The organism is Micromonospora sp. NPDC018662 (assembly GCF_044391475.1).
Classification (GTDB): Bacteria; Actinomycetota; Actinomycetes; order Mycobacteriales; family Micromonosporaceae; genus Micromonospora.
In genome coordinates, this window is record NZ_JBISAC010000004.1 from 600,657 (window position 1) to 623,762 (window position 23,106).

General features: G+C 73.9%; 25 protein-coding genes. 20 read left to right on the plus strand and 5 right to left on the minus strand.

Features of this window, described 5'->3' with window-relative positions; translation table 11 throughout:
* Nucleotides 1-295: 295 nt before the first annotated feature.
* The 11 genes from ACH495_RS16315 (at nucleotide 296) to pheT (ending at nucleotide 9,492) form a co-directional block, all read left to right on the plus strand.
* Nucleotides 296-508: an alpha/beta fold hydrolase gene (locus ACH495_RS16315; RefSeq protein WP_396858524.1), complete on the plus strand. Its 213-nt coding sequence runs from the start codon at nucleotides 296-298 to the stop codon at nucleotides 506-508.
* A 46-nt stretch (nucleotides 509-554) separates the two neighbouring features.
* Nucleotides 555-836, plus strand: coding sequence for a phosphoribosyl-ATP diphosphatase (locus ACH495_RS16320; RefSeq protein ID WP_348651336.1), 282 nt, complete (start codon nucleotides 555-557; stop codon nucleotides 834-836).
* Nucleotides 837-879: 43 nt separating this feature from the next.
* Nucleotides 880-1,725, plus strand: coding sequence for an ATP phosphoribosyltransferase (gene hisG, locus ACH495_RS16325; RefSeq protein ID WP_396858525.1), 846 nt, complete (start codon nucleotides 880-882; stop codon nucleotides 1,723-1,725).
* Nucleotides 1,722-2,684, plus strand: a complete 963-nt coding sequence (locus ACH495_RS16330) for a DMT family transporter (RefSeq protein ID WP_396858526.1) — start codon at nucleotides 1,722-1,724, stop codon at nucleotides 2,682-2,684. The genes hisG and ACH495_RS16330 overlap by 4 nt, the downstream gene beginning before the upstream one ends.
* Nucleotides 2,681-3,154, plus strand: coding sequence for a PH domain-containing protein (locus ACH495_RS16335; protein WP_396858527.1), 474 nt, complete (start codon nucleotides 2,681-2,683; stop codon nucleotides 3,152-3,154). Before ACH495_RS16330 ends, ACH495_RS16335 begins: the two co-directional genes overlap by 4 nt.
* Before the next feature lie 326 nt (nucleotides 3,155-3,480).
* Nucleotides 3,481-4,131, plus strand: coding sequence for a translation initiation factor IF-3 (gene infC, locus ACH495_RS16340; RefSeq protein WP_091263828.1), 651 nt, complete (start codon nucleotides 3,481-3,483; stop codon nucleotides 4,129-4,131).
* 18 nt (nucleotides 4,132-4,149) lie between these two features.
* Nucleotides 4,150-4,344, plus strand: a complete 195-nt coding sequence (rpmI, locus tag ACH495_RS16345; protein ID WP_396858528.1) for a 50S ribosomal protein L35 — start codon at nucleotides 4,150-4,152, stop codon at nucleotides 4,342-4,344.
* A 32-nt stretch (nucleotides 4,345-4,376) separates the two neighbouring features.
* Nucleotides 4,377-4,769 carry a 50S ribosomal protein L20 gene (gene rplT, locus ACH495_RS16350; RefSeq protein WP_222957518.1) on the plus strand — a complete coding sequence of 131 codons (393 nt, stop codon included), beginning with the start codon at nucleotides 4,377-4,379 and terminating at the stop codon, nucleotides 4,767-4,769.
* A 31-nt stretch (nucleotides 4,770-4,800) separates the two neighbouring features.
* On the plus strand, nucleotides 4,801-5,682 hold the full coding sequence (locus ACH495_RS16355) for a TrmH family RNA methyltransferase (protein ID WP_396858529.1): 882 nt from the start codon (nucleotides 4,801-4,803) through the stop codon (nucleotides 5,680-5,682).
* A gap of 172 nt (nucleotides 5,683-5,854) precedes the next feature.
* Nucleotides 5,855-6,916, plus strand: a complete 1,062-nt coding sequence (gene pheS, locus ACH495_RS16360) for a phenylalanine--tRNA ligase subunit alpha (protein ID WP_396858530.1) — start codon at nucleotides 5,855-5,857, stop codon at nucleotides 6,914-6,916.
* Between the two features lie 26 nt (nucleotides 6,917-6,942).
* Nucleotides 6,943-9,492 carry a phenylalanine--tRNA ligase subunit beta gene (gene pheT, locus ACH495_RS16365; protein ID WP_396858531.1) on the plus strand — a complete coding sequence of 850 codons (2,550 nt, stop codon included), beginning with the start codon at nucleotides 6,943-6,945 and terminating at the stop codon, nucleotides 9,490-9,492.
* 74 nt (nucleotides 9,493-9,566) lie between these two features.
* Here the strand turns inward: pheT and ACH495_RS16370 are convergent, their stop codons facing one another.
* Nucleotides 9,567-11,372 (minus strand): beta-1,3-glucanase family protein, encoded by a 1,806-nt coding sequence (locus tag ACH495_RS16370; protein ID WP_396858532.1) that lies wholly within the window; start codon nucleotides 11,370-11,372, stop codon nucleotides 9,567-9,569.
* Nucleotides 11,373-11,564: 192 nt separating this feature from the next.
* Here ACH495_RS16370 and argC point away from each other — a divergent pair, with 192 nt between their 5' ends.
* The 7 genes from argC (at nucleotide 11,565) to argH (ending at nucleotide 18,924) form a co-directional block, all read left to right on the plus strand.
* A complete protein-coding gene (gene argC, locus ACH495_RS16375) occupies nucleotides 11,565-12,566 on the plus strand; it encodes an N-acetyl-gamma-glutamyl-phosphate reductase (protein ID WP_396858533.1) in 1,002 nt (333 codons plus the stop codon).
* A gap of 55 nt (nucleotides 12,567-12,621) precedes the next feature.
* Complete coding sequence (gene argJ, locus ACH495_RS16380) at nucleotides 12,622-13,791, plus strand: bifunctional glutamate N-acetyltransferase/amino-acid acetyltransferase ArgJ (RefSeq protein ID WP_396858534.1); 1,170 nt, start codon at nucleotides 12,622-12,624, stop codon at nucleotides 13,789-13,791.
* Nucleotides 13,788-14,726, plus strand: coding sequence for an acetylglutamate kinase (gene argB / locus ACH495_RS16385; protein ID WP_396858535.1), 939 nt, complete (start codon nucleotides 13,788-13,790; stop codon nucleotides 14,724-14,726). The genes argJ and argB overlap by 4 nt, the downstream gene beginning before the upstream one ends.
* Nucleotides 14,723-15,961: an acetylornithine transaminase gene (locus tag ACH495_RS16390; protein WP_396858536.1), complete on the plus strand. Its 1,239-nt coding sequence runs from the start codon at nucleotides 14,723-14,725 to the stop codon at nucleotides 15,959-15,961. Before argB ends, ACH495_RS16390 begins: the two co-directional genes overlap by 4 nt.
* Nucleotides 15,958-16,884, plus strand: a complete 927-nt coding sequence (argF, locus tag ACH495_RS16395; protein WP_396858537.1) for an ornithine carbamoyltransferase — start codon at nucleotides 15,958-15,960, stop codon at nucleotides 16,882-16,884. The genes ACH495_RS16390 and argF overlap by 4 nt, the downstream gene beginning before the upstream one ends.
* Nucleotides 16,881-17,396: an arginine repressor gene (locus ACH495_RS16400; protein WP_396858538.1), complete on the plus strand. Its 516-nt coding sequence runs from the start codon at nucleotides 16,881-16,883 to the stop codon at nucleotides 17,394-17,396. Before argF ends, ACH495_RS16400 begins: the two co-directional genes overlap by 4 nt.
* Nucleotides 17,397-17,460: 64 nt before the next feature.
* Nucleotides 17,461-18,924, plus strand: a complete 1,464-nt coding sequence (gene argH, locus ACH495_RS16405) for an argininosuccinate lyase (RefSeq protein WP_396858585.1) — start codon at nucleotides 17,461-17,463, stop codon at nucleotides 18,922-18,924.
* 296 nt (nucleotides 18,925-19,220) lie between these two features.
* On the opposite strand, the gene ACH495_RS16410 is transcribed toward argH, so the two are convergent.
* The 4 genes from ACH495_RS16410 to ACH495_RS16425 form a co-directional block, all read right to left on the minus strand.
* Nucleotides 19,221-19,574, minus strand: a complete 354-nt coding sequence (locus ACH495_RS16410) for an MmcQ/YjbR family DNA-binding protein (RefSeq protein ID WP_396858539.1) — start codon at nucleotides 19,572-19,574, stop codon at nucleotides 19,221-19,223.
* Nucleotides 19,575-19,635: 61 nt separating this feature from the next.
* Nucleotides 19,636-20,061, minus strand: coding sequence for a DNA-binding protein (locus ACH495_RS16415; protein WP_107160191.1), 426 nt, complete (start codon nucleotides 20,059-20,061; stop codon nucleotides 19,636-19,638).
* Nucleotides 20,062-20,291: 230 nt separating this feature from the next.
* A complete protein-coding gene (locus ACH495_RS16420; RefSeq protein WP_396858540.1) occupies nucleotides 20,292-20,909 on the minus strand; it encodes a DNA-3-methyladenine glycosylase in 618 nt (205 codons plus the stop codon).
* Between the two features lie 89 nt (nucleotides 20,910-20,998).
* Nucleotides 20,999-21,211, minus strand: a complete 213-nt coding sequence (locus tag ACH495_RS16425) for a type II toxin-antitoxin system HicB family antitoxin (RefSeq protein WP_396858541.1) — start codon at nucleotides 21,209-21,211, stop codon at nucleotides 20,999-21,001.
* Nucleotides 21,212-21,382: 171 nt separating this feature from the next.
* Between ACH495_RS16425 and ACH495_RS16430 the strand changes: the two genes are divergently transcribed.
* On the plus strand, nucleotides 21,383-22,483 hold the full coding sequence (locus tag ACH495_RS16430; RefSeq protein WP_396858542.1) for an LLM class flavin-dependent oxidoreductase: 1,101 nt from the start codon (nucleotides 21,383-21,385) through the stop codon (nucleotides 22,481-22,483).
* Entirely contained in the window at nucleotides 22,480-23,106 is a 627-nt protein-coding gene (locus tag ACH495_RS16435; RefSeq protein ID WP_396858543.1) for a CE1759 family FMN reductase, read from the plus strand. The genes ACH495_RS16430 and ACH495_RS16435 overlap by 4 nt, the downstream gene beginning before the upstream one ends.

A 23,106-nucleotide genomic window follows, 5' to 3' on the forward strand; every position in this document is an offset into this window, starting at 1 on the left:
GACGCGCTCTCGACATCGCGTCCGGCGAGCGCGGCCTGAGATGGTTGACGGCCGCTGGAGCACTCCCCCGCGCCGCCGCCAACAGGTGGAACTGGGCAGTTGATCAAGAAGTTTGCGTCGCCCGCGGAGATCGACTCCGACGCAAACTCCTTGTTCACGCTGAAGGAGGGCTCCGGGGAGGGGAGGGGGGAGAGGGGAGGGAGGGGAGGGGAGAGGGCGGCTGCCCGACGACTGGGCCGCCCGGCAGGCGATCGTCGCGCAGCTCAACGCCCCGCCTCCCACCTGGTGGGAGAGGTTGACGGAGATCACCGCGCCGACGCTCGTGGTGGCCGGCGGCCCCACCAGCCACCTCCCGCAGCACGAGCTGGCGCGGATGACCACCCGGATCCCGGCCGCCCGCCTGGTCACCGTCGCCGCCGGCCACGCGGTGCCCACCACGCGCCCGGCCGAGTTCGCCGCCGCCGTGCGGTCCTTCCTCGTCGGGCTGCCCGGTGGGCCGGAGCGGTGAGGTGGGCGACGCGGGTGGACCCGGTCGGTGTGCGCGCCGGGGTCGGCTGGAAGAATCGCCTTCCGTGAAGACGTTCGAGGAGTTGTTCGCCGAGCTGCAGGCCAAGGCCGCCGCCGGCACCCCGGGCTCGGGCACGGTCGACGCGCTCGCCAAGGGCGTGCACTTCATCGGCAAGAAGGTCGTCGAGGAGGCGGCCGAGTCGTGGATGGCGGCCGAGCACGAGGGCCCGGAACGAACCGCGGAGGAGATCTCCCAGCTGCTCTACCAGGCGCAGGTGCTGATGCTGGCCACCGGTCTGGAGCTGAAGGACGTCTACCGACATCTGTGAGTGCCCGTCCGCTGATCATCCGATCGAACGAAGGAGCACTCCCATGCTGCGTGTCGCCGTACCCAACAAGGGCGCCCTGGCCGAGTCGGCCGCCGGGATGCTGCGCGAGGCGGGCTACCGCCAGCGCACCGACCCGAAGGACCTGGTCTGCCGGGACGAGCCCAACGACATCGAGTTCTTCTACCTGCGCCCGAAGGACATCGCCACCTACGTCGGCTCCGGCGACCTGGACGTCGGCATCACCGGGCGGGACCTGCTGATCGACTCCGGCGCGCCGGCGGAGGAGGTGCTGGACCTCAACTTCGGGCGGGCCACCTTCCGGTTCGCCGCCCGGCCCGACGACGTCGCCTCCGTGCAGCAGCTCGGCGGGCACCGGATCGCCACCGCGTACCCGGGTCTGGTCGAGCGGCACCTGGCCGAGCTGGACGTCAAGGCCGAGGTGATCCGGCTCGACGGCGCGGTGGAGAACGCCATCCGGCTCGGCGTGGCCGACGTGGTCGCCGACGTGGTGGAGACCGGCGCGACGCTGCGCCAGGCCGGCCTGGTGGTGTTCGGCGAGCCGCTGCTGCGTTCCTCGGCGGTGCTGGTGCGGCGCGCGGGCGCGCCCGGCGGCCCCCAGCCGGAGCAGCTCGAACGCCGGCTGCACGGGGTGCTGGTCGCCCGCCGCTACGTGATGCTCGCCTACGACGTGCCGGCCGGGCTGCTCGACCGGGCCAGCTCGCTCACCCCGGGCATCGAGTCGCCGACGGTCTCGCCGCTGCACCGGGAGGGCTGGGTCGCGGTGCAGGCGATGGTGCTCCGCGACGACGTCCACCGGATCATGGACGAGCTGTACGAGCTGGGCGCCCGGGCGATCCTGGTCACCAACATCCACGCCTGCCGGCTGTGAGGCCGCTGCCGCTCCCGGCCGCGCTGACCGTCGTCGTGCTGGCCGGGGTGGCCTCGGCCGCGCAGGGCGTGGTCAACGCCGAGCTGGGGGAACGGACCGGCGACCCGGTGCTGGGCGCGGTGGTCAACAACCTGGGCGGCTGCCTGGTCGTGCTGGTCGGGCTGGCGGTGGTGCCGTCGATGCGAGCCGGGCTGGCCGCGCTGCGTCGGGCCGGTCTGCCCTGGTGGTCGTACCTGGGCGGGGTGGGCGGGGCGGTGATCGTGCTGACCGCGCCGGTGGTGGTGCCGGTGCTCGGGGTGGCGGTGTTCACGATCGCCCAGGTGGCCGGCGGCAGCCTCGGCGGCCTGGCCGTCGACCGGGCCGGGCTGGCCGCCGCCGGGCGGCTGCCGCTCACCGGGCCCCGGGTGGCCGGTGCGCTGCTCGGCATCGGCGCGGTGGCCCTCGCGCAGCTCGGCCGGCCGGTCGGCGACCTGGCGGTCGGGCTGGTGCTGCTCTCCGTGGTCGGCGGGCTGGCGGTGGCGCTGCAGTCCGCGTTCAACGGCCGGGTCGCGGCCGGGATCGGGCCGGCCGCCGGGCTCGCGGTCAACTTCGTGGTCAGCACGTCGGTGATCGGCACGGTCGCGGTGCTTGTCGGTTCGTTCGCCGACCAGCCGCGCTGGCCGACCCAGTGGTGGCTCTACGTGGGCGGCCTGTTCGGCGTCGGCATCGTGCTCGCGTTGCTGGTCGGGGTGCGCGCCGCCGGGGTGCTGCGGACCGGTCTGGCGCTGGTGACCGGGCAGCTCGGCGGCGCGCTGCTGCTGGATCTGGCGCTGCCCGACGGTCCGGGCGTCCGGCTGCCGGTGCTGGTCGGCGCCGTGCTCACGCTGCTGGCGGTGCTGGTCGCCGGCGTCCGGCGGCGCGGCCCGGCCCGTGTGGCGGCCGAACGCGAGCGCGAGCCGGATGGCAGACTGGTCCGGTGAGCGATTCCGTGGTGACCGTGCGGCCCCGCCGCGTCCGGGTGGTCTGCTGGGCGGCGGCGGTCACGCTGCTGGTGGTGTTCAGCCTCGTCGCGACGTCCCTGACCGGCGCCACCGGCGACGGCTACGGCTCGTTCCAGCGCGGCGACCAGTTCGCCATGATCGGTCTGGGCGTCTTCGGCGCGCTCGGCTTCCTGCTGTTCACCCGCCCCCGGGTGATCGCCGACGCCAAGGGCGTCCGGGTGCGCAACGTGGTCAGCTCCTACGAGCTGCCGTGGGAGGTGATCCGCGGGGTCCGGTTCGACCGGGGCGCCCCGTGGGCCAGCCTGGAGCTGCACGACGACGACCTGTTGCCGATGGTCGCGCTCCAGGCCGCCGACAAGGAGAGCGCGGTCGAGGCGGTCCGCGCGCTGCGCCGGCTGCACCAGGCGCACCTGGCCGCGCTCGCCGCCGGCCACTCGGCACCCCGCTGACCTGCGGGCCCGGTTTGGGCGGGCCTGGGCCGAGGGTGTAGTGTTGCGGAGTCGACCAGACTGCCCCCGTCCCTGACGCGCGGGTGGTCGCAGAAGCGGAGCGCCCGCTCCCACCCGAGTCGCCGTCCAGGTGTCCGGGTCCGGTCCCCGGTTTCGGGCACGTCCCGATCCCGGATGCGCGATCCTGTGATCGTGCCGACCGGTCGAGTGGGCCCTGGCGTACGCCGGGGCCTTCTGCTTTCCGGGTCGGCTCCCGCCCGGGAGCCCGCGGAGTCGGCACCGTAGGACACTCGACTCGAGGAGGCCACATCAGCGTCGAACCACGCGTGAACGAGCAGATCCGGGCACGTGAGGTCCGACTGGTCGGTCCTGAGGGTGAGCAGGTGGGCATCGTCCCGCTGGAGCGCGCTCTACAGCTGGCCGCGGACGTCGACCTGGACCTGGTCGAGGTTGCGCCGATGGCGCGCCCGCCGGTGTGCAAGCTCATGGACTTCGGCAAGTTCAAGTACGAGAGCGCACTCAAGGCGCGCGAAGCGCGGCGTAACCAGCAGCAGACCGTCATCAAGGAAATGAAGCTCCGGCCGAAGATCGACCCGCACGACTACGAGACCAAGAAGGGTCACGTGGTGCGGTTCCTCAAGGCGGGCGACAAGGTCAAGGTGACGATCATGTTCCGTGGTCGCGAGCAGAGCCGCCCGGAGCTGGGTTACCGGCTCCTGCGCCGGCTCGAGTCCGAGATCACGGACCTGGGATACGTCGAGGCCGCGCCGAAGCAGGACGGCCGAAACATGATCATGGTTCTCGCTCCGCACCGGGCCGTCAAGGCCTCCGCGGTCGCCGCCACGGCGTCCCGCGGTGGGCCCCGGGACCGGGCCGCGGAGGAGTCGGCAGCCCCGGCAGGTGGCGAGACCCCGGCGGCCGGCGAGACCGCAGCAGCCGGTGAGACCGGCCCGACCGCTGACACCAGCGGCCAGTAACAGGGAGAGACGTTCCACATGCCGAAGATGAAGAGCCACACGGGTATGGGCAAGCGGGTCAAGGTGACCGGCTCGGGCAAGATCGTTGCCCAGCAGGCCGGCCTCCGCCACAAGCTGGAGAAGAAGCCCTCCACCCAGACCCGCCGGCTGACCGGCACCGTCGAGCTGGCCAAGGCCGACGTGAAGCGCATCAAGAAGATGCTCGGCCGCTGACGCGCGCCACCTGAACCGAAGAAGGAGTTGAGATGGCACGCGTCAAGCGGGCTGTGAACGCCCAGAAGAAGCGTCGTACCCTGCTGGAGACCGCGAGCGGCTACCGCGGTCAGCGCTCCCGGCTCTACCGCAAGGCCAAGGAGCAGGTGCTGCACTCGATGCAGTACTCCTACCGGGACCGTCGCGACCGCAAGGGCGACTTCCGGCAGCTCTGGATCCAGCGGATCAACGCCGGCGCCCGGGCCAATGGCCTGACCTACAACCGGCTGATCCAGGGCATGCGCCTGGCCGGCATCGAGGTCGACCGCAAGATCCTGGCCGACCTGGCCGTCAACGACGCCGCCGCGTTCGCGGCGATCGTCGAGCTGGCCCGCGCCGCCGTGGCGGCCGAGGGCACCGGTGGCGCCGCGGCCCAGGCCGCCTGACCCACCCGTACGGCAGATCGAGGCGTCTCCCATGCAGTCACCGTCGCAGGGGAGACGCCTCGACGCCGTCTCCGGCCCGTTCACCCCGCGTACCCCCAGGGTCGCGGCGGCCCGCCGGCTGCACCGCCGACGCGACCGCGAGCAGGCCGGCCGGTTCCTCGCCGAGGGGCCGCAGGCCGTCCGCGAGGCGCTCGCCCGCGGCGGCACGGTGGTCGAGCTGTTCGGCACCCCGGCCGCGCTGGACCGGTACGCCGACCTCGCCGCCGTCGCCGCCCGCGCCGACGTGCCGGTCTCCGAGGTCACCGACGACGCGCTGGCGGCGCTCACCGAGACCGTGGCCCCGCAGGGCCTGGTGGCGGTCTGCCGGCACCTCGACGTGCCGCTGACCGAGGCCGTGGCGGGCGGGCCGCGCCTGGTCGCGGTGCTCGCCGGGATCCGCGACCCGGGCAACGCCGGAACGGTGCTGCGCACCGCTGACGCGGCCGGCGCCGGCGCGGTGGTCTTCGCCGGCGAGGCGGTCGACCCGTACAACGGCAAGTGCGTGCGGGCCTCCGCCGGCAGCCTGTTCCACGTCGACGTGGTGCGCGCCGCCGACCCGCTCGCGGCCGTCGCGGCGCTGCGGGCCGCCGGGCTGGCGATCCTCGCCACCACCGGGTACGGCGACAGCGACCTCGACGACCTCGCCGACGCCGGCCGGCTCGCCGCGCCCACCGCGTGGTTGTTCGGCTCGGAGGCGCACGGCCTGCCCGAGGAGTTGACAGCGGCCGCCGACGCCCGGGTCCGGGTGCCGCTGCACGGTCGCGCCGAGAGTCTCAATCTGGCTGCGGCGGCGGCCGTCTGCCTGTATTCTTCGGCCAGAGCACTGCGTCGACCGACGGTCGCGCGGCACACAGCAGGGGAGTCCGCCTCGTGATGAACGCGCCACGGCGTTCGTTTAGCCAGCCCGCCGGTGTCGGCGGGCGGCAGGTCTGACCCTTCCCCCTGCACGACTCCCACCGGCGGGCTGCGGCGAAGCCGCGCGTCCGTAGACTCGCCTGGCCGCCTGTAGTCGGGCCGGCGCCGCCCTGAGGGAGTGCCCGTTCACCATGAGCTACCGCAACGATCCGTACGACCCGAAGCAGGTCGCCCTGCTCGACCCGGACGCCCTGGCCGGGGCCGTGGCCGACGCCGAGAAGGCGTTCGCCGCCGCCACCGACCCGGACGCGCTGACCGCGCTGCGCCCGGCGCACCTGGGGGACCGGTCCCCGGTGTCGCTGGCCCGCCGGGAGATCGGCGCGCTGCCGCCGGCCGCGAAGTCCGACGCCGGCAAGCGGGTCAACGAGGCCCGCCGGGCCATCGAGTCCGCGTACGCCGCCCGCCAGGAGATCCTGGACCGCGCGCAGGCCGAGCGGGTGCTGGTCGAGGAGCGGGTCGACGTGACCCTGCCCCACGACCGCCGGCCGCGCGGCGCCCGCCACCCGCTGACCGTGCTGATGGAGCAGATCAGCGACCTGTTCATCGGCATGGGCTACGAGGTGGCCGAGGGCCCCGAGGTCGAGTTGGAGTGGACCAACTTCGACGCGCTCAACATCCCGGCCGACCACCCGGCGCGCGGGCTGATGGACACGTTCCACATCGCACCCGAGGGCAGTGGCCTCGTTCTTCGCACCCACACGTCGCCGGTGCAGGCGCGCACCATGCTCAGCCGCACGCCGCCGATCTACGTGGTGGTGCCCGGCCGGGTCTACCGCACCGACGAGCTGGACGCCACCCACGCGCCGGTCTTCCACCAGGTCGAGGGCCTGGTGGTGGACAAGGGCATCACCATGGCGCACCTGCGCGGCACCCTGGACCACTTCGCGCGGGCCATGTTCGGCGAGGGCGCGAAGACCCGCTGGCGTCCGCACTACTTCCCGTTCACCGAGCCGTCGGCGGAGTTCGACGTCTGGTTCCCGGAGCACCGGGACGGGCCGCAGTGGGTCGAGTGGGGCGGCTGCGGCATGGTCAACCCGCGGGTGCTGCGCGCCTGCGGCATCGACCCGGAGGTCTACTCCGGATTCGCGTTCGGTATGGGCATCGACCGGACCGTGATGGTCCGGCACGGCGTCAGCGACATGCGGGACATGGCCGAGGGCGACGTGCGGTTCACCCGCGCGTTCGGCGCCTGAGCTACGGGAACGGTGGTTAAACAGTCATGCGAGTTTCTGTCAGTTGGCTGCGGGAGTACGTGGATCTCCCCGCCGACCTGCCCGCCGGCGACCTGGAGCAGGCGCTGGTCGACCTCGGCATCGAGGTCGAGTCGATAGTGGACCTGCGGGAGACCGTCACCGGTCCGCTGGTCGTCGGCGAGGTCCTCCAGATCGAGGAGCTGACCGGTTTCAAGAAGCCGATCCGCTTCTGCCGGGTGGACGTCGGCGCCGCGAACGGAACCGGCGAGCCGCAGGAGATCGTCTGCGGGGCGCGCAACTTCGCCCCGGGCGACAAGGTGGTGGTGATCCTGCCGGGCGGCGTGCTGCCGGGCAACTTCGCCATCGGCGCGCGCAAGACGTACGGGCGCAACTCCCACGGAATGATCTGCTCGGCCCAGGAGCTGGGCCTGGGCGACGACCACTCGGGCATCGTCGTGCTGCCCGCGGACGTCAAGGCCCAGCCCGGCGACGACGCGCGCCCGGTGGTCGGCCTGGACGACGTGGTGGTCGAGATGGAGATCACCCCGGACCGCGGGTACGCGCTCAGCGTCCGCGGCATCGCCCGGGAGCTGTCGCACGCGCTCGGCGTGCCGTTCCGCGACCCGGCCGACGCGCCCGCGACGGGCGGGACCGCCGAGCCGGCGTACCCGGTGGAGGTGCGCGACCCGGTCGGCTGCGACCGGTTCGCGGCCCGGATGGTGCGCGGCGTCGACCCGACCGTGGAGACGCCCGGCTGGATGCGGCAGCGGCTCACCGCGGCCGGCGTCCGCAGCATCTCGCTGCCGGTCGACATCACCAACTACCTGATGCTCGAACTCGGCCAGCCGATGCATGCCTTCGACGCCGACCGGATCGCCGGGCCGCTCGTGGTGCGCCGGGCCGAGCCGGGGGAGAAGCTGACCACGCTCGACGGGGTGAGCCGCGCGCTCGCACCGGAGGACATGGTGATCTGCGACGAGACCGGGCCGATCTCGCTGGCCGCGGTGATGGGCGGCGAGACCAGCGAGGTGCTCGCCTCCACCACCAACGTGCTGTTCGAGGCCGCGCACTGGGACCCGGCCATGGTCGGCCGCACCGCGCGGCGGCACAAGCTGTTCAGCGAGGCCGCGAAGCGCTGGGAGCGGGGCGTCGACCCGGCGCTGCCGCTGGTCGCGCTGGAGAAGGCGGTCCGGCTGCTCACCGACCTGGCCGGTGGCACGCCGGGCGCGGAGGTGCTCGACCTCGACCACGTCCGCCCGTCGTCGCCGGTGACGCTGCCGGCGGACCTGCCGTCGCGGCGGGTCGGCGTGACGTACCCGGCGGACCGGGTGGTGGAACTGCTGGAGCAGGTCGGCTGCGCGGTCACCCGCGGCACCGACCGGCTCGGCGAGGACCCCGGCGCGGCCGGCGTGGCCGCCGGCGGCGCCGCCGAGGTGCTGACCGTGACGCCGCCGAGCTGGCGTCCCGACCTGACCGACCCGGCCGACCTGGTGGAGGAGGTGGTCCGCCTCGACGGGTACGACCGGGTGCCCTCGGTGCTGCCCACCGCGCGGCCCGGCCGGGGCCTCACCGCGGCGCAGCAGCGCCGCCGCGCGGTGGCCCGCTCGCTCGCCGAGCGCGGCTGGGTCGAGGTGCTGGCGCAGCCGTTCGTGGCGCCGGAGCTGGCCGACCAGCTCGGCCTGCCGGCCGACGACCCGCGCCGCCCCGCGGTGCGGGTGGCCAATCCGCTGTCCGAGGAGGAGCCGCTGCTGCGCACCACGCTGCTCGGCCCGCTGCTCGGCATCGTCCGGCGCAACGTCGGTCGGGGCCAGCGGGACGTGGCGATCTACGAGATCGGCGCGGTCTTCCACCCCCGCCCGGGTGCCGGCGCCCCACCCGCCATGGGCGTGGACCGGCGGCCCACCGACGCGGAGTTCGCCGCCGCCGACGCGGTGGTGCCGGCGCAGCCGCGGCACGTCGCGGTGGCGCTCTGCGGCGAGATCGAGCCGGCCGGCTGGTGGGGCGCGGGTCGCGCGGCAAGCTGGGCGGACGCGGTCGAGGCCGGCCGGGCGGTGCTCGACGCCGCCGGCATCCCGACCGTCCGGGTGACCGTGCGGGCCGGCGAACGCGCGCCGTGGCATCCGGGTCGCTGCGCCGAGCTGCTGGTCGACGACACCGTTGTCGGTCACGCCGGCGAGCTGCACCCGGCCGTGGTGGCGGCGCTGGAGCTGCCCCGGCGCACCAGCGCGATGGAGCTGGACCTGGACGCGCTGCCCGCCGCGCCACTGGTGGCCGGGCCGGCCATCTCCACGTTCCCGCCGGCGCTGATCGACGTGGCGCTGGTGGTGGACGAGGCGGTGCCGGCGGCGGACGTGCAGCGGGCCCTGGTCGAGGGCGCCGGCGCGCTGCTGGAGGACGTCCGGCTCTTCGACGTCTACGCCTCGGAGCAGCTCGGCGCCGGGCGGAAGTCGTTGGCGTACAAGCTGACGTTCCGTGCCCCGGACCGGACCCTCGCGGGCGAGGAGGCGGTGGCCGCGCGCGACGCCGCGGTGGCGCTCGCCGCGCAGCGCTTCGGCGCCACCCTCCGCGGCGCCTGAGGTGTAAGGAGGGGCCCCCGCTTAACGCATTCGGTAGAGGCGGGGGCCCCTCTTAACATCCGGACAACCGCGGCTCAGCCCGCGTACGGCAGGACGACCCGCGAGAGGTCGCCGGTGCCCACCGAGGACGGGGCCGCTCCGATGGCGTTCCAGATCTCGATGCGTACGCTGCCCCGCACCAGGTCGCCGGGCGTGCCCGAGGTGGTACGCACGCCCTGGGACGGTCGGTAGTGCTCCCAACCGGGCACCGGGTCGGTGGCGAAGTAGTGGTAGGTCTGCACCCAGTCGGCATCGCCGTCGCCGGTCAGGTCGTACGAGATCCGCACCTGCACACCGTTGCCGACCGCGGTTCCGGCGTCGACGAACAGGTCGAAGTCGGTGCTCCCGCCCTGGTAGCGGGCATCGATTCCGCAGGCGGTGAGCACCAGCGGCGCGGCTGGGACGCCGTCGTGGTTGCCGCCGGCCGCCGCCAGCCGTGCCACACCGGTCGGCCCCGCGCCGGCGGTGAGTGAGCCGTCGGAGCGCACCAGCCGGGCGGGCTCGGCGAGCCGGCCCTCGGGGTGGGCGCACGCCGGCCCGGGTGTCACGGTCGGGCTCGGCGAGGGTTGCGGACCGGTCGGGCCGGTGGTCGGCGACGGGCTCGCGCCGGTCGGGGTGGGGCTCGGCGTCGGGTTCGGGCCGCCGCCCGGGCCGAACGGGCTCAGGTCGATGCGCGCGGCGCGCGGGTCGCCGTCGTGCACCAGCGACTCCTGGTTGAGCACGTCGTCGAAGGCGAAGCCGTACGCCTTTCCGTCGACCATGTTCGCGTGCACGATCCGGGAGTAGTGGTTGGTGCGCGCGCCCTGGTAGAAGTCGGCCGGGCCGCCGGAGGGTTGCACGTCGCGGGTGCCGAGGGTGGCGCGGTGCAGCGCGGCGCAGAGCGTGCGGGCGATCGGCCCGACCACGAGGTCGTTCGGGGCGGCGAGCGCGCCGTCGCAGTCCCACACGTCGGAGCTGGTCGGCTTGGTGAAGGTGGCGACCCGCTGGCCGGCGCCGTCGGTGAACGTCATGACGTCGCCGCTGGTCCGCCCGGTGTACCTGATCCCGGGCTGGTCGAGGAAGGGCGTCACGGTCAGCGCCCGGGTGGCGTACGCCTGCCAGGCCGAGACGATGTACGGGTCGAGGTAGGCGGCGTCGAGCTGGCCGGCGTCGGCGGCCTTGCCGGGGGAGAGCACCCGCAGCACGGTGCCGTCGGCCCTGGTCTGCACCGTGCCGTCCCAGCCGGCCTGGGCGCGGATCGCGTCGATGACCCGGTTCCGGCCGTCGTCGACGAGCCGGCCGGTCTCCCGGGACGCGCCGTCGGCGCCGGTCACGCCGACCACGTGCGGGATCGCGAACATGTCGACCTGTGAGCTGTTGAGCCAGAGCCCGGCGTCGTTGTAGGTGAACTCGGACCAGTCGAACAGGACGTCCCGGTTGGGGTCGCCGGGTGCCCAGGGCGCGGGCTGGACCAGGCCGTCCGGGGTGAGGCGGAACGTCAGTTTCTCGCCGAACGCGAAGTAGACCCGGCCGGAGATGTTGCGGGGGACCTTGAGCACGGTGGCGCCGCCGTTCGGCGGGCCGGGGATGGCCACGTCGGGGGCGGGGGTGGGCGGCAGGCCGCCGGCCGGCCAGGGGGTGAACGTGCCGGCGGCGTCGACGTAACCGAGCCGGCCGGAGGTGAGGTCGGTGCCGAGCACGTAGAGCCAGGTGGCGTCGGCCCGGCCGGTGTGGTTGGTGACGGTGAGGGGCAGCAGGTTCGGGCCGGTGGCCCGGGCCAGCGAGGCGGCCGTGACGACCGAGCCGGCGGTGGTGAGCAGGAGCGCGAGCAGTGCGCGGAGGATTTTCGTACGGGTGGGCAAGGACGACTCCGATGGTAGTGGGCTGCGTGGTGAGGGCACGACCCGATCGTGAGAGCGCTCTCTCAGCATCGACGTGGGATAGTCGGCTGTCAATGCGAAGCACATGGATGCAGCTTCATGCGTCACACTGCATGACCTTGCAGGCGCACGGTTCGACTGCTAACCTTTCTGCATAGTCATGCGGAGGTTGGTATGGGCATTCGAGTAGCGGTGGCCGGAGCGAGCGGGTACGCCGGCGGCGAACTGCTGCGCCTGCTCGCCGGCCACCCCGAGTTCGAGCTGGTCGCCGCCACCGCGCACAGCCAGGCCGGCCAGCCCGTCGCCGCCGTACACCCGCAGCTCGCCGGCCTGGACCTGATGCTCGGGGCGACCGAACCGGCGGCCCTGGCGGACGCGGACCTGGTCTTCCTGGCGCTGCCGCACGGCCAGTCCGCGGCGCTCGCCGCGGCGCTGCCCGACGCGGTCAAGGTGGTCGACCTCGGCGCCGATCACCGACTGCGCGACGCCGACGCCTGGGCCCGCTACTACGGTGGCGCGCACGCCGGCGCCTGGACCTACGGGCTGCCGGAACTGCCCGGCCAACGGGACGAGATCGCGGCTGCCCGGCGGGTGGCCAGCACCGGCTGCTACGCGGTCGCCACCACGCTGGCGCTGGCCCCGCTGATCGCCGCCGGCGCGGTACGCCCCGACGACGTGGTGGTGGTCGCCGCCTCCGGCACCTCCGGCGCCGGCCGGGCCGCCAAGGCGCACCTGCTCGGCAGCGAGGTGATGGGCGACCTGTCCCCCTACAAGGTGGGGGCCCACCAGCACGTGCCGGAGATCAAGCAGGCCACCGGCGCGACCGGTCTGTCGTTCACGCCGGTGCTCGCCCCGATGCCCCGCGGCATCCTGGCCACCGTCACCGCGGTGCCGGCCGGCGCCGCCGACCCGCGTGCGGTGCTGGCCGCCGCCTACGCCGACACGCCCTTCGTGCACCTGCTGCCCGAGGGGGCGTGGCCGCACACCGCCGCCACCGCCGGTGGGAACTCCTGCCACCTCCAGGCGACGGTGGACGCCGACTCGGGGCGGGTGATCGTGGTCAGCGCCATCGACAACCTGGGCAAGGGCGCGGCCGGCCAGGCCGTGCAGAACGCCAACCTGATGGCCGGGCTCCCCGAGACCACCGGCCTGTCCGCCTTCGGAGTGTGCCCGTGAGCGCGAGGAGTGCAGCGGAGCGGAGCCCCGCAGTCGCGAACGAAAGGAAGGCTCGGTGACCGTCACCACCCCCCGTGGCTTCCGCGCCGCCGGTGTCGCCGCCGGCCTCAAGACCGCCGGCACCGACATCGCCCTCGTCGTCAACGACGGCCCCGACGCCGGCGTCGCCGGCGTCTTCACCGCCAACCGGGTGAAGGCCGCCCCGGTGCTCTGGACCCAGCGGGTCGTGCACGGCGGCGTGGTCCGCGCCGTCGTGCTCAACTCCGGCGGCGCGAACGCCTGCACCGGGCCGGCCGGCTTCCAGGACACCCACGCCACCGCCGAGCACACCGCCGCCGCGCTCACCGGCAGCAGCGCGCGGCTGATCGTCGGGGCCGGCGAGGTAGCGGTCTGCTCGACCGGCCTGATCGGCGAACGGCTGCCGATGTCGAAGCTGCTGCCGGGCGTCCGCCACGCGGTGCGCACCCTGTCCCGCGACGGCGGCCGACCGGCCGCCGAGGCGATCATGACCACCGACACCCGGCCCAAGACCACTGTGGCCCGGGGCAGCGGCTGGACCGTCGGCGGGATGGCCAAGGGCGCCGGCATGCTGGCCCCGGCCATGGCCACCATGCTCTGCGTGCTCACCACCGACGCGGTGGCCGGGCCGGACGCGCTGGACGCCGCGCTGCGGGCCGCCACCCGGGTCACCTTCGACCGGATCGACTCCGACGGCTGCATGTCCACCAACGACACCGTGCTGCTGCTGGCCAGCGGCGCCTCGGGCATCGAGCCGACCGCGGACGAGTTGACCGCCGCGGTCACCGCCGCCTGCGACGACCTGGCCCAGCAGTTGATCGCCGACGCCGAGGGCGCGACCAAGCAGATCGCCATCGACGTGGTGGGCGCGGCGAACGAGGACGACGCCGTCGAGGTCGGCCGCGCGGTGGCCCGCAACAACCTGGTCAAGACCGCGCTGTTCGGCAACGACCCGAACTGGGGCCGGATCCTCGCCGCGGTCGGCACCACCACCGCCGCGTTCGAGCCGGACGGCGTCGACGTCGCGGTCAACGGCATCTGGGTGTGCCGGGCCGGCGCCGCCGCCGAGGACCGGGCCACGGTCGACCTCACCGGCCGCGACGTCACCATCCGCATCGACCTGCACACCGGCGCCGCCGCCGCGACGATCCGGACCAACGACCTGTCGCACGCGTACGTGCACGAGAACTCGGCGTACTCCACATGATGAACGACAACCTCACCCGGGCCCAGGCCAAGGCCGCCACCCTGATCGAGGCGCTGCCCTGGCTGGCCCGCTTCGCCGGCACCACGGTGGTGGTCAAGTACGGCGGCAACGCGATGGTCGACCCCGAGCTGCGGCGGGCGTTCGCCGCGGACATGGTCTTCCTCCGGTACGCCGGCCTCAAGCCGGTCGTGGTGCACGGCGGCGGCCCGCAGATCTCCGCCATGCTCGGTCGGCTCGGCATCGCCAGCGAGTTCCGGGGCGGCCTGCGGGTCACCACCCCGGACGCCATGGACGTGGTGCGGATGGTGCTGGTCGGGCAGGTCGGCCGGGAACTGGTCGGGCTGGTCAACGCGCACGGCCCGTTCGCGGTCGGGCTCTCCGGCGAGGACGGCGGACTGTTCACCGCGGTGCGCCGACCGGCGTACGTGGACGGGCAGCCGGTCGACGTCGGGCAGGTCGGCGACGTGGCGTCGGTGGACGTCTCCGCGGTCACCGACCTGATCGCGGCCGGCCGGATCCCGGTCATCTCCACTGTCGCGCCGGACGCCGACGGGGTGCTGCACAACCTCAACGCGGACACCGCCGCCGCCGCGCTCGCGGTCGCGCTGGAGGCGCGCAAGCTGGTCGTCCTCACCGACGTCCCCGGCCTCTACGCCGACTGGCCGGACACGACGAGCCTGGTCAGCGAGATCACCGCGGACGACCTGGCGAAACTGCTGCCGTCCCTGGAGTCGGGCATGGTGCCGAAGATGGAGGCCTGCCTGCGGGCGGTGCGCGGGGGAGTGCCCGCCGCGCACGTCGTCGACGGCCGGGTCGCCCACTCCACGCTGCTGGAGGTCTTCACCTCGGAAGGGTTCGGCACGATGGTCGTGAGCGCGAGGAGCGAGCTTGCGAGCCCCGCAGTCGCGAACAGGAAAGGCACGGTCGGTTCATGAGCACGCTGGTGCGGCGCTGGGGCGCCACCATGATGGACAACTACGGCACGCCGCCGCTGGCGCTCGTCTCGGGCGCCGGCGCCGTCGTGGTCGACGAGACCGGCCGGGAGTACGTCGACCTGCTCGGCGGCATCGCGGTCAACGCGCTCGGCCACGCCCACCCGGCGGTGGTGGCCGCCGTGTCGAAGCAGGTCGCCACGCTCGGCCACGTGTCGAACCTGTTCGTCGCCGAGCCGCCGGTCGCGCTCGCCGAGCTGCTGCTGGCCCTGGCCGGCCGACCCGGCCGGGTCTTCCTCGCCAACTCCGGCGCGGAGGCCAACGAGGCCGCGTTCAAGCTGTCCCGGCTGACCGGGCGCCGCCACGTGGTGGCCACCCACGGCGGCTTCCACGGCCGGACCATGGGCGCGTTGGCGCTCACCGGCCAGCCGGCCAAGGCCGACCCGTTCCGCCCGCTGCCCGGCGACGTCACCCACGTGCCGTACGGCGACGCCGACGCGCTCGCCGAGGCGGTCACCGACGCCACCGCCATGGTGATCGTCGAGCCGATCCAGGGCGAGAACGGCGTGGTCGTGCCGCCGCCCGGCTACCTCACCGCGGCCCGGCGGATCACCGCCGCGCACGGCGCGCTGCTGGTGCTCGACGAGGTGCAGACCGGCGTCGGGCGCACCGGGCACTGGTTCGCCCACCAGGCCGAGGGCGTCGAACCGGACGTGGTCACGCTGGCCAAGGGGCTCGGTGGTGGCCTGCCGCTCGGCGCCTGCCTGGCCTTCGGCCCGGCCGCCGACCTGCTCACCCCCGGCTCGCACGGCACCACGTTCGGCGGCAACCCGGTCAGTTGCGCCGCCGCGCTCGCGGTGATCGCCACGATCGCCAACGAGGGGCTGCTCGACCACGTCAAACGCATCGGCGAGCGGCTGCGGCGCGGCGTCGAGGCGCTCGGGCACCCGCTGGTGCGCGACGTGCGCGGCGCCGGGCTGCTGCTCGGCGTCGCGCTCGACCGGCCGGTGGCCGGTGCGGTGTCGACAGCGCTGCGGGAGGCCGGTTTCCTGGTCAACCCGGTGCAGCCGGGCGTGGTCCGGCTCGCCCCGCCGCTGATCCTCACCGCGGCGCAGGCCGACGCGTTCCTCGCCGCGCTACCCGCCGCGCTCGACGCCGCCGCGCCCGCCGACGTCCCGGCACCGGCGGACACCGTCGCCGCGCCCACCCCCGCGACCCGCACGGAGGCCCCCGCATGATCCGCCACTTCCTGCGCGACGACGACCTCACGCCCGCCGAGCAGGCCGCCGTGCTGGACCTCGCCGCCCGGATGAAGACCGACCGGTACGCCCACCAGCCGCTTGCCGGGCCCCGATCGGTGGCGGTGCTGTTCGACAAGCAGAGCCTGCGTACCCGGATCTCGTTCGACGTCGGCATCGCCGAACTGGGCGGTCACCCGCTCGTGGTGGACACCCAGGTCACCCACTTCGGTCGCGGGGAGACGCTCGGCGACGCCGGCCGGGTGCTGTCCCGCTACGTCGCCGCCATCGTGCTGCGTACCCACGGCGACGACCGGATCGCCGAGGTCGCGGCGCACGCCGGCGTGCCGGTGGTCAACGCGCTCACCGACACGTTCCACCCCTGCCAGTTGCTGGCCGACCTGCTCACCGTGCGGGAGCGGTTCGGCGCCACCGCCGGGCGGATCCTGGCGTACGTCGGCGACGCGGCGAACAACATGGCCCACTCGTACCTGCTGGCCGGCGCGACCGCCGGGATGCACGTCCGGATCGCCGGCCCGGCCGGATTCGGCCCGGACCCGGCGATCGTGGCCCGGGCCGGAAAGATCGCCGCCGGCACCGGCGGCTCGGTCGACGTGGGCACCGACCCGGTCGAGGCGGTACGCGGCGCGCACGTGGTCGCCACCGACACCTGGACGTCGATGGGCCAGGAGGCCGACGGGCTGGACCGGGTCACCCCGTTCCGGCCGTACCAGGTGAGCGACGCCCTGCTCGACCACGCCGCGGCGGACGTGATCGTGCTGCACTGCCTGCCCGCCCACCGGGGCGAGGAGATCACCGACGAGGTGCTCGACGGGCCGCGCAGCGCGGTGTTCGACCAGGCGGAGAATCGCCTGCACGCCCAGAAGGCGCTGCTGACCTTTCTCCTGGAGGCATCCACATGACCGCCCCGCTGACCCGCGCCGCCCGCCACGCCCGCATCGTCGAGCTGATCCGCGACGGCGCCGTCCACTCGCAGACCGAGCTGGCCGACCTGCTCGCCGGTGACGGCATCCAGGTCACCCAGGCCACGCTCTCCCGCGACCTCAAGGAGCTGGGCGCGGTGACCGCGCGCGGCGGCGACGGGCGGGGGGTCTACCTGATCCCCGAGGACGGCCACCGGCCGCTGCGCGACGCCGAGGGGGCGCCCGCCCGGCTGGTGCGGCTGCTGCGCGAGCTGCTCAACGGCGTCGACGCCAGCGGCAACATCGCCGTGCTGCGTACCCCGCCGGGCGCGGCGCACTACCTGGCCAGCGCGTTGGACCGGGCGGGCCTGTCCGAGATCGTCGGCACCATCGCCGGCGACGACACCATCCTCGTGGTGGCCCGCGAGGCCGACGGCGGCGCCGCGCTGGGCGACCGGCTCGCCGCGTGGGCCCGCCGGGACGAGAACGCCGAAGGGAACACCACACCATGACCGAGCGCATCGACGGCGCCGCACGGTATGCCCGGTGGGGAGGGCCGCGGTCGTGACCACCACAATGGGAGGGGTGGACGACAAGAGCCTGACCGAGAACAGCGCCGCCGCCAACCGGACGAGCCTCTGGGGAGGCCGGTTCGCCGGCGGCCCCGCGGAGGCGCTGGCGCGGCTGTCGGTGAGCGTCCAGTTCGACTGGCGCCTCGCCCCGTACGACATCGCCGGTTCCCGGGCGCACGCCCGGGTCCTCGCGGGCGCCGGACTGCTCGACCCGGACGAGTTGGGGCGGATGCTGGCCGCGCTGGACGACCTGGAGGCGGCCTGCGCCTCCGGGGCGTTCCGCCCCACCGTGGACGACGAGGACGTGCACACCGCCCTGGAGCGCGGCCTGCTGGAGCGGCTGGGCAGCCTCGGCGGCAAGCTGCGCGCCGGCCGCTCCCGCAACGACCAGGTCGCCACCGACCTGCGGCTCTATCTGCGCGACCACGCCCGAGGGGTGGCCGCCCGACTGGTCGAGCTGGCCGAGGCACTCCTCGAGCAGGCGGAGCGGCACGTGGACACCGCGGCACCCGGCATGACACACCTCCAGCACGCCCAGCCGGTGACGTTCGGGCACTGGCTGCTCGCCCACGTGCAGCCGCTGCTGCGCGACCTGGACCGGCTGCGCGACTGGGACGAGCGGGCCGCGGTCAGCCCGCTCGGGGCCGGCGCGCTGGCCGGTTCCGGGCTGCCGCTGGACCCGATGGCCGTCGCCAAGGAGCTGGGTTTCCGCACCTCGTTCGCCAACTCGATGGACGCGGTCGCGGACCGGGACTTCGTGGCCGAGTTCCTCTTCGTCACCGCGATGGTCGGCGTGCACCTGTCCCGCCTCGGTGAGGAGGTGGTGCTCTGGACGTCGCAGGAGTTCGGCTGGGTCGAGCTGGACGACTCGTTCGCCACCGGCTCGTCGATCATGCCGCAGAAGAAGAACGCGGACATCGCCGAGCTGGCCCGCGGCAAGTCCGGCCGGCTGGTCGGCGGCCTGATGAGCGTGCTCACCATGCTCAAGGGCCTGCCGATGACCTACGACCGGGACATGCAGGAGGACAAGGAGCCGGCGTTCGACGCGGTCGACACGCTGGAGCTGCTGCTGCCCGCGCTGGCCGGCATGATCTCCACGATGACGGTCCGGGTGGACCGGCTGGTGGCCACCGCGCCGTCGGGTTTCTCGCTGGCCACCGAGGTCGCCGACTGGCTGGTCCGCCGGCACGTGCCGTTCCGCGACGCGCACGAGATCACCGGCAAGCTGGTGGCGCTCTGCGCGGCCCGGGACTGCGCGCTGGACGAGGTCTCCGACGCCGACCTGACCGCGGTGAGCGAGCACCTGGACCCGTCGGTGCGCGACGTGCTCTCGGTGCGTTCGGCGCTCGCGGCCCGCACCACCCCCGGCTCCACCGGCCCCGGGCCGGTCGCCGACCAGCTCGCCACCGCCGCGGACAAGCTGGCCGGCTGGCGCGACTGGGCGGCCGAGCAGGTCGTTCCGCGCTGAGCGACCTGGTCCGGGGCGGGCGCGTCCGTCCGCCCCGGACCGCCTTCGGACGCGGTACGCGACGAATCCGAGATCCCCGTCTCGGGTGACAGGAGCAGCTGTCCACACGGCGGGATGCTCGTAGATCTTGGAATCTGGGCGCCCCTATGAGGGCCTTTTCGTTCCAAGATTCAGGTGGCGGCCGGTACCCGCGTGCCGGGCGGCCCGGGCCGAGCGGTCCGGGCCGCTCCTCGTGCTGCCGCCGTACGCGGTGTCGAGGGTCATCCGTTGGCCCGGAAGTCCTGCTCTGTGTGCGGTCAACCGGTGGGACGCTCGCGTTTCGGCAGCTTCGCCACCACCGCGTCGTACGACCCGTCGAGCGCGTCGACCAGGTCGTCGTCGGGGATGCCGCCGTCCAGCCGTAACGTGTTCCAGCCGGACCGGCCGATGTAGGGGGAGGGGCGGGCGTCGGCCGGGAATCGGTGCAGCCACTCGTCGGCCACCTCCCGGGACGGCCCGCACTTCACGCCGAGCCGGGCCTCGCCGTCGGGGGAGCCGAGGAACGCGAAGATCCGGCTGCCCACCTTCACCACCTCGTCACCCTCCCACGGCCGGTCGAGCCAGGCTCCCGGCTTGGCCAGGCAGTAGGCCAGCATCTCCTCGCGCGTCATCGCGTCCTCCCGTGCCGTCGTCCGGCACAGTCTCGCCCGCGGCTGTGACAACCCGCCGGACTCAGTCGCCGGTGCCGGTGCGGACGGTGAGCCGCTCGTAGCGCTGCCGGGCCGCCTGGGCGCTGCCCAGCCCCAGCCCGAACGCGATGGCCTGCCAGGTCATGCCCCGACCGCGGGCCACCTGCAACAGCCCCGCCTCCAGCACGTCCACCTCGGCCCGCACGTGCGGGATCAGCGTCAGCGCGGCCATCAGGTCGGCCTGGTCGACCGGTTCCTCGCCGGCGTCCAGCTCGGCGCCGCCGGCGAGCGCCATCACCAGCGTGGCCGCCTCGTAGGCGTCGGGCACGTCGGGATGCGCGTAGCGCCGCCGGCGGGCGTTCGTGCCGGCGTGCCGCTCGGCGATCCGCAGCAGTGCCGCGTAGTTGCGGTGGGCCCGGGCCTGGGCAGCATCCGGCGCGGTGAACGGGTCGTTGTCCACGGTGACCATGCCGTCCATCGAACACCCGACAGCAGCGTGTTGTCAACACCTCGTTGAAAGCCATTCGTACGCAACACCGTGCCCGTCCCGGGTGAGACGCGCCGCAGGGAACGCCAGGTTGCCTCCCCACCCACCCACGCTGGTTGATCAAGGAGTTGGCGTCGCCCGCGCGGCTTTCCCCGACGCGAACTCCTTGGTCAACAGAGCGGCGGGTGGGGTAGTGAGGGTGGGGTGGGGTGTTACGGGGTCGTTGGTTGCCGGCGGCGTGGGGTGTGGCGGCGGTAGAGGCTCACGCTCGGCTCGTCGGCCAGCCAGAACCGCCACGGCAGGTCGTGCGCCGCGGCCACGCCGACCCGCGGGCCGGCGAGGATCCGCGCCGGGTCGACAGGCGTCTCGGGTGGGGTCAGGAGCAGCGGCCCGGTCCCGTCGACCGCCGAGGTGCCGTTCGCCTCGCGGTCCAGCCCGAGCGCGGTGACCAGCCGGGCCGGCCCGCGCGCGAGGTCCCGGTCCGAGGCGCGGGGGCGGCGCTCCCGGGCGACCTCGATCCCGTCCACCACCGCGCCGGCGCGCAGCAGCACGGCCGCCGCCTCACCGTCGCGACCGCAGACGATGTTCGCGCACCAGTGCATCCCGAACACGAAGTAGACGTAGACGTGCCCGGCCGGCCCGAACATGACCCGGTTGCGCGGGGTCGGCCCGCGGTGGGCGTGCGACGCGGGATCCTCACCGGTGCCGGCGTACGCCTCGACCTCGGTCAGCCGCACGCGGACGCCGTTCGCCGACACGGTCCAGCCGAGCAGGGTCCGCGCGGTCGCCGCGATGTCCGCGGCCGGCGCGTCGAGCCAGGGGTACGTCATGGCCGGCAAGCGTATCCGCCCCCGATGCGCCGCTCGTCAGCCGAGAAGGGCGAGGAACTCCGAGGGTGTCAGCCCGGCCTGGGCTGGGCTCACGCCGCTCGTCCGGCCTGGAAGGACGTCACCAGCGGCGTGGTCTCGATCTCCGGATTCTCGACCTCTTCCAGGTGGGCCTCGACGGCCTCGCGAAGGTTGGTCAGTGCCTCATCGACGGTCTCACCCTGGCTGGCGACCTCGATCTCCAGGCACCGGGCGACATGCCAGTCGTCCTCCTGGTGCGCGGCGGCGGTGAACGTGCGGGCCATCGATCTCCTCCAGGGCGTCCCGGCAGCAGATCGATCCTCCGTGGGCTGGCCGGTCGGCACGTGACCCCGGCCACGCCGGAGCGGCCGCGCGTCGGAATAGTTGACTCGTCAAATAGGTTGTGCGGGACGATGCCGGGCCGACTGGTCCGGATCTCACCCGAGGAGCTGGTCATGCAGTTCGGAATCTTCACCGTCGGTGACGTCACCGTCGACCCGACCACCGGACGGCTGCCGTCCGAGCGTGACCGGATCAAGGCCATGACCACCATCGCGCTCAAGGCCGAAGAGGTCGGCCTGGACGTCTTCGCCACCGGCGAGCACCACAACCCGCCGTTCGTGCCGTCGTCGCCGACCACCATGCTCGGCTGGATCGCGGCCCGCACCGAGCGGCTGATCCTGTCGACCTCGACCACGCTGATCACCACCAACGACCCGGTCAAGATCGCCGAGGACTACGCGATGCTCCAGCACCTGGCCGACGGCCGGGTGGACCTCATGATGGGCCGCGGCAACACCGGCCCGGTCTACCCGTGGTTCGGGCAGGACATCCGCAACGGCATCCCGCTCGCGATCGAGAACTACGACCTGCTGCACCGGCTGTGGCGGGAGGACGTGGTCGACTGGAAGGGCCGGTTCCGCACGCCGCTCCAGTCGTTCACCTCGACGCCGCGCCCGCTCGACGGCGTGCCGCCGTTCGTCTGGCACGGCTCGATCCGCAGCCCGGAGATCGCCGAGCAGGCCGCGTACTACGGCGACGGCTTCTTCGCCAACCACATCTTCTGGCCCAAGGAGCACACCGAGCGGATGGTCGGGCTCTACCGCGAGCGCTGGGCGCACTACGGCCACGGCGCGCCCGAGCAGGCGATCGTCGGCCTCGGCGGGCAGGTCTTCATGCGCCGCAACTCGCAGGACGCGGTGCGCGAGTTCCGGCCGTACTTCGACAACGCCCCGGTCTACGGGCACGGGCCGTCGCTGGAGGAGTTCACCCGGGAGACGCCGCTCACCGTCGGCAGCCCGCAGCAGGTCATCGACCGTACGCTGGGCTTCCGCGAGTACGTCGGCGACTACCAGCGGCAGCTCTTCCTGATGGACCACGCCGGCCTGCCGCTGAAGACGGTGCTGGAGCAGCTCGACCTGCTGGGCGAGGAGGTGGTCCCGGTGCTGCGCAAGGAGTTCGACTCGATGCGTCCGGTGCACGTGCCGGAGGCGCCCACCCACGCCTCGATGCTGGCCGCCCGGGAGGCCGCGACGAGCCCGGAGGAGGAGCGATGACCCGGCGTACCCTCGCGGTCGTCTCGGCCGGTCTCGGCCAGCCCTCGTCCACCCGCCTGCTCGCCGACCAGCTCGCCGCGGCCGCCCGCGACGAGCTGGCCGGCCGGGGCGCCGACGTGGAGCTGCGCCCGGTGGACCTGCGCGAGCACGCGCACGACGTGGTGAACCACCTGCTGACCGGCTTCGCGCCGGCCGCCCTGCGCCGCACGCTGGACGTCGTCGCGGCGGCGGACGGTCTGATCGCCGTCACGCCGATCTTCAACGCGTCCTACAACGGGCTGTTCAAGTCCTTCTTCGACGTGGTGGACCGGGACGCGCTGGCCGGCACGCCGGTGCTGATCGGGGCGACCGGCGGCACCGCGCGACACTCGCTCGCGCTGGAGCACGCGGTCCGGCCGATGTTCGCGTACCTGCGGGCGGTGGTGCTGCCGACGGCGGTCTTCGCCGCGCCCGAGGACTGGGCCGGCGACGACGGCGACAGCGCGTTGCGGGCCCGGATCCGGCGTGCCGGGGCCGAGCTGGCCGAGCAGGTGGACCGCCGTCCGGCCGCGTCCGGCCCGGCCGACCCGTTCGCCCTCACCACCGACTTCGCCGCGCTGCTCGCCGGCCGCGACCCGGCCTGA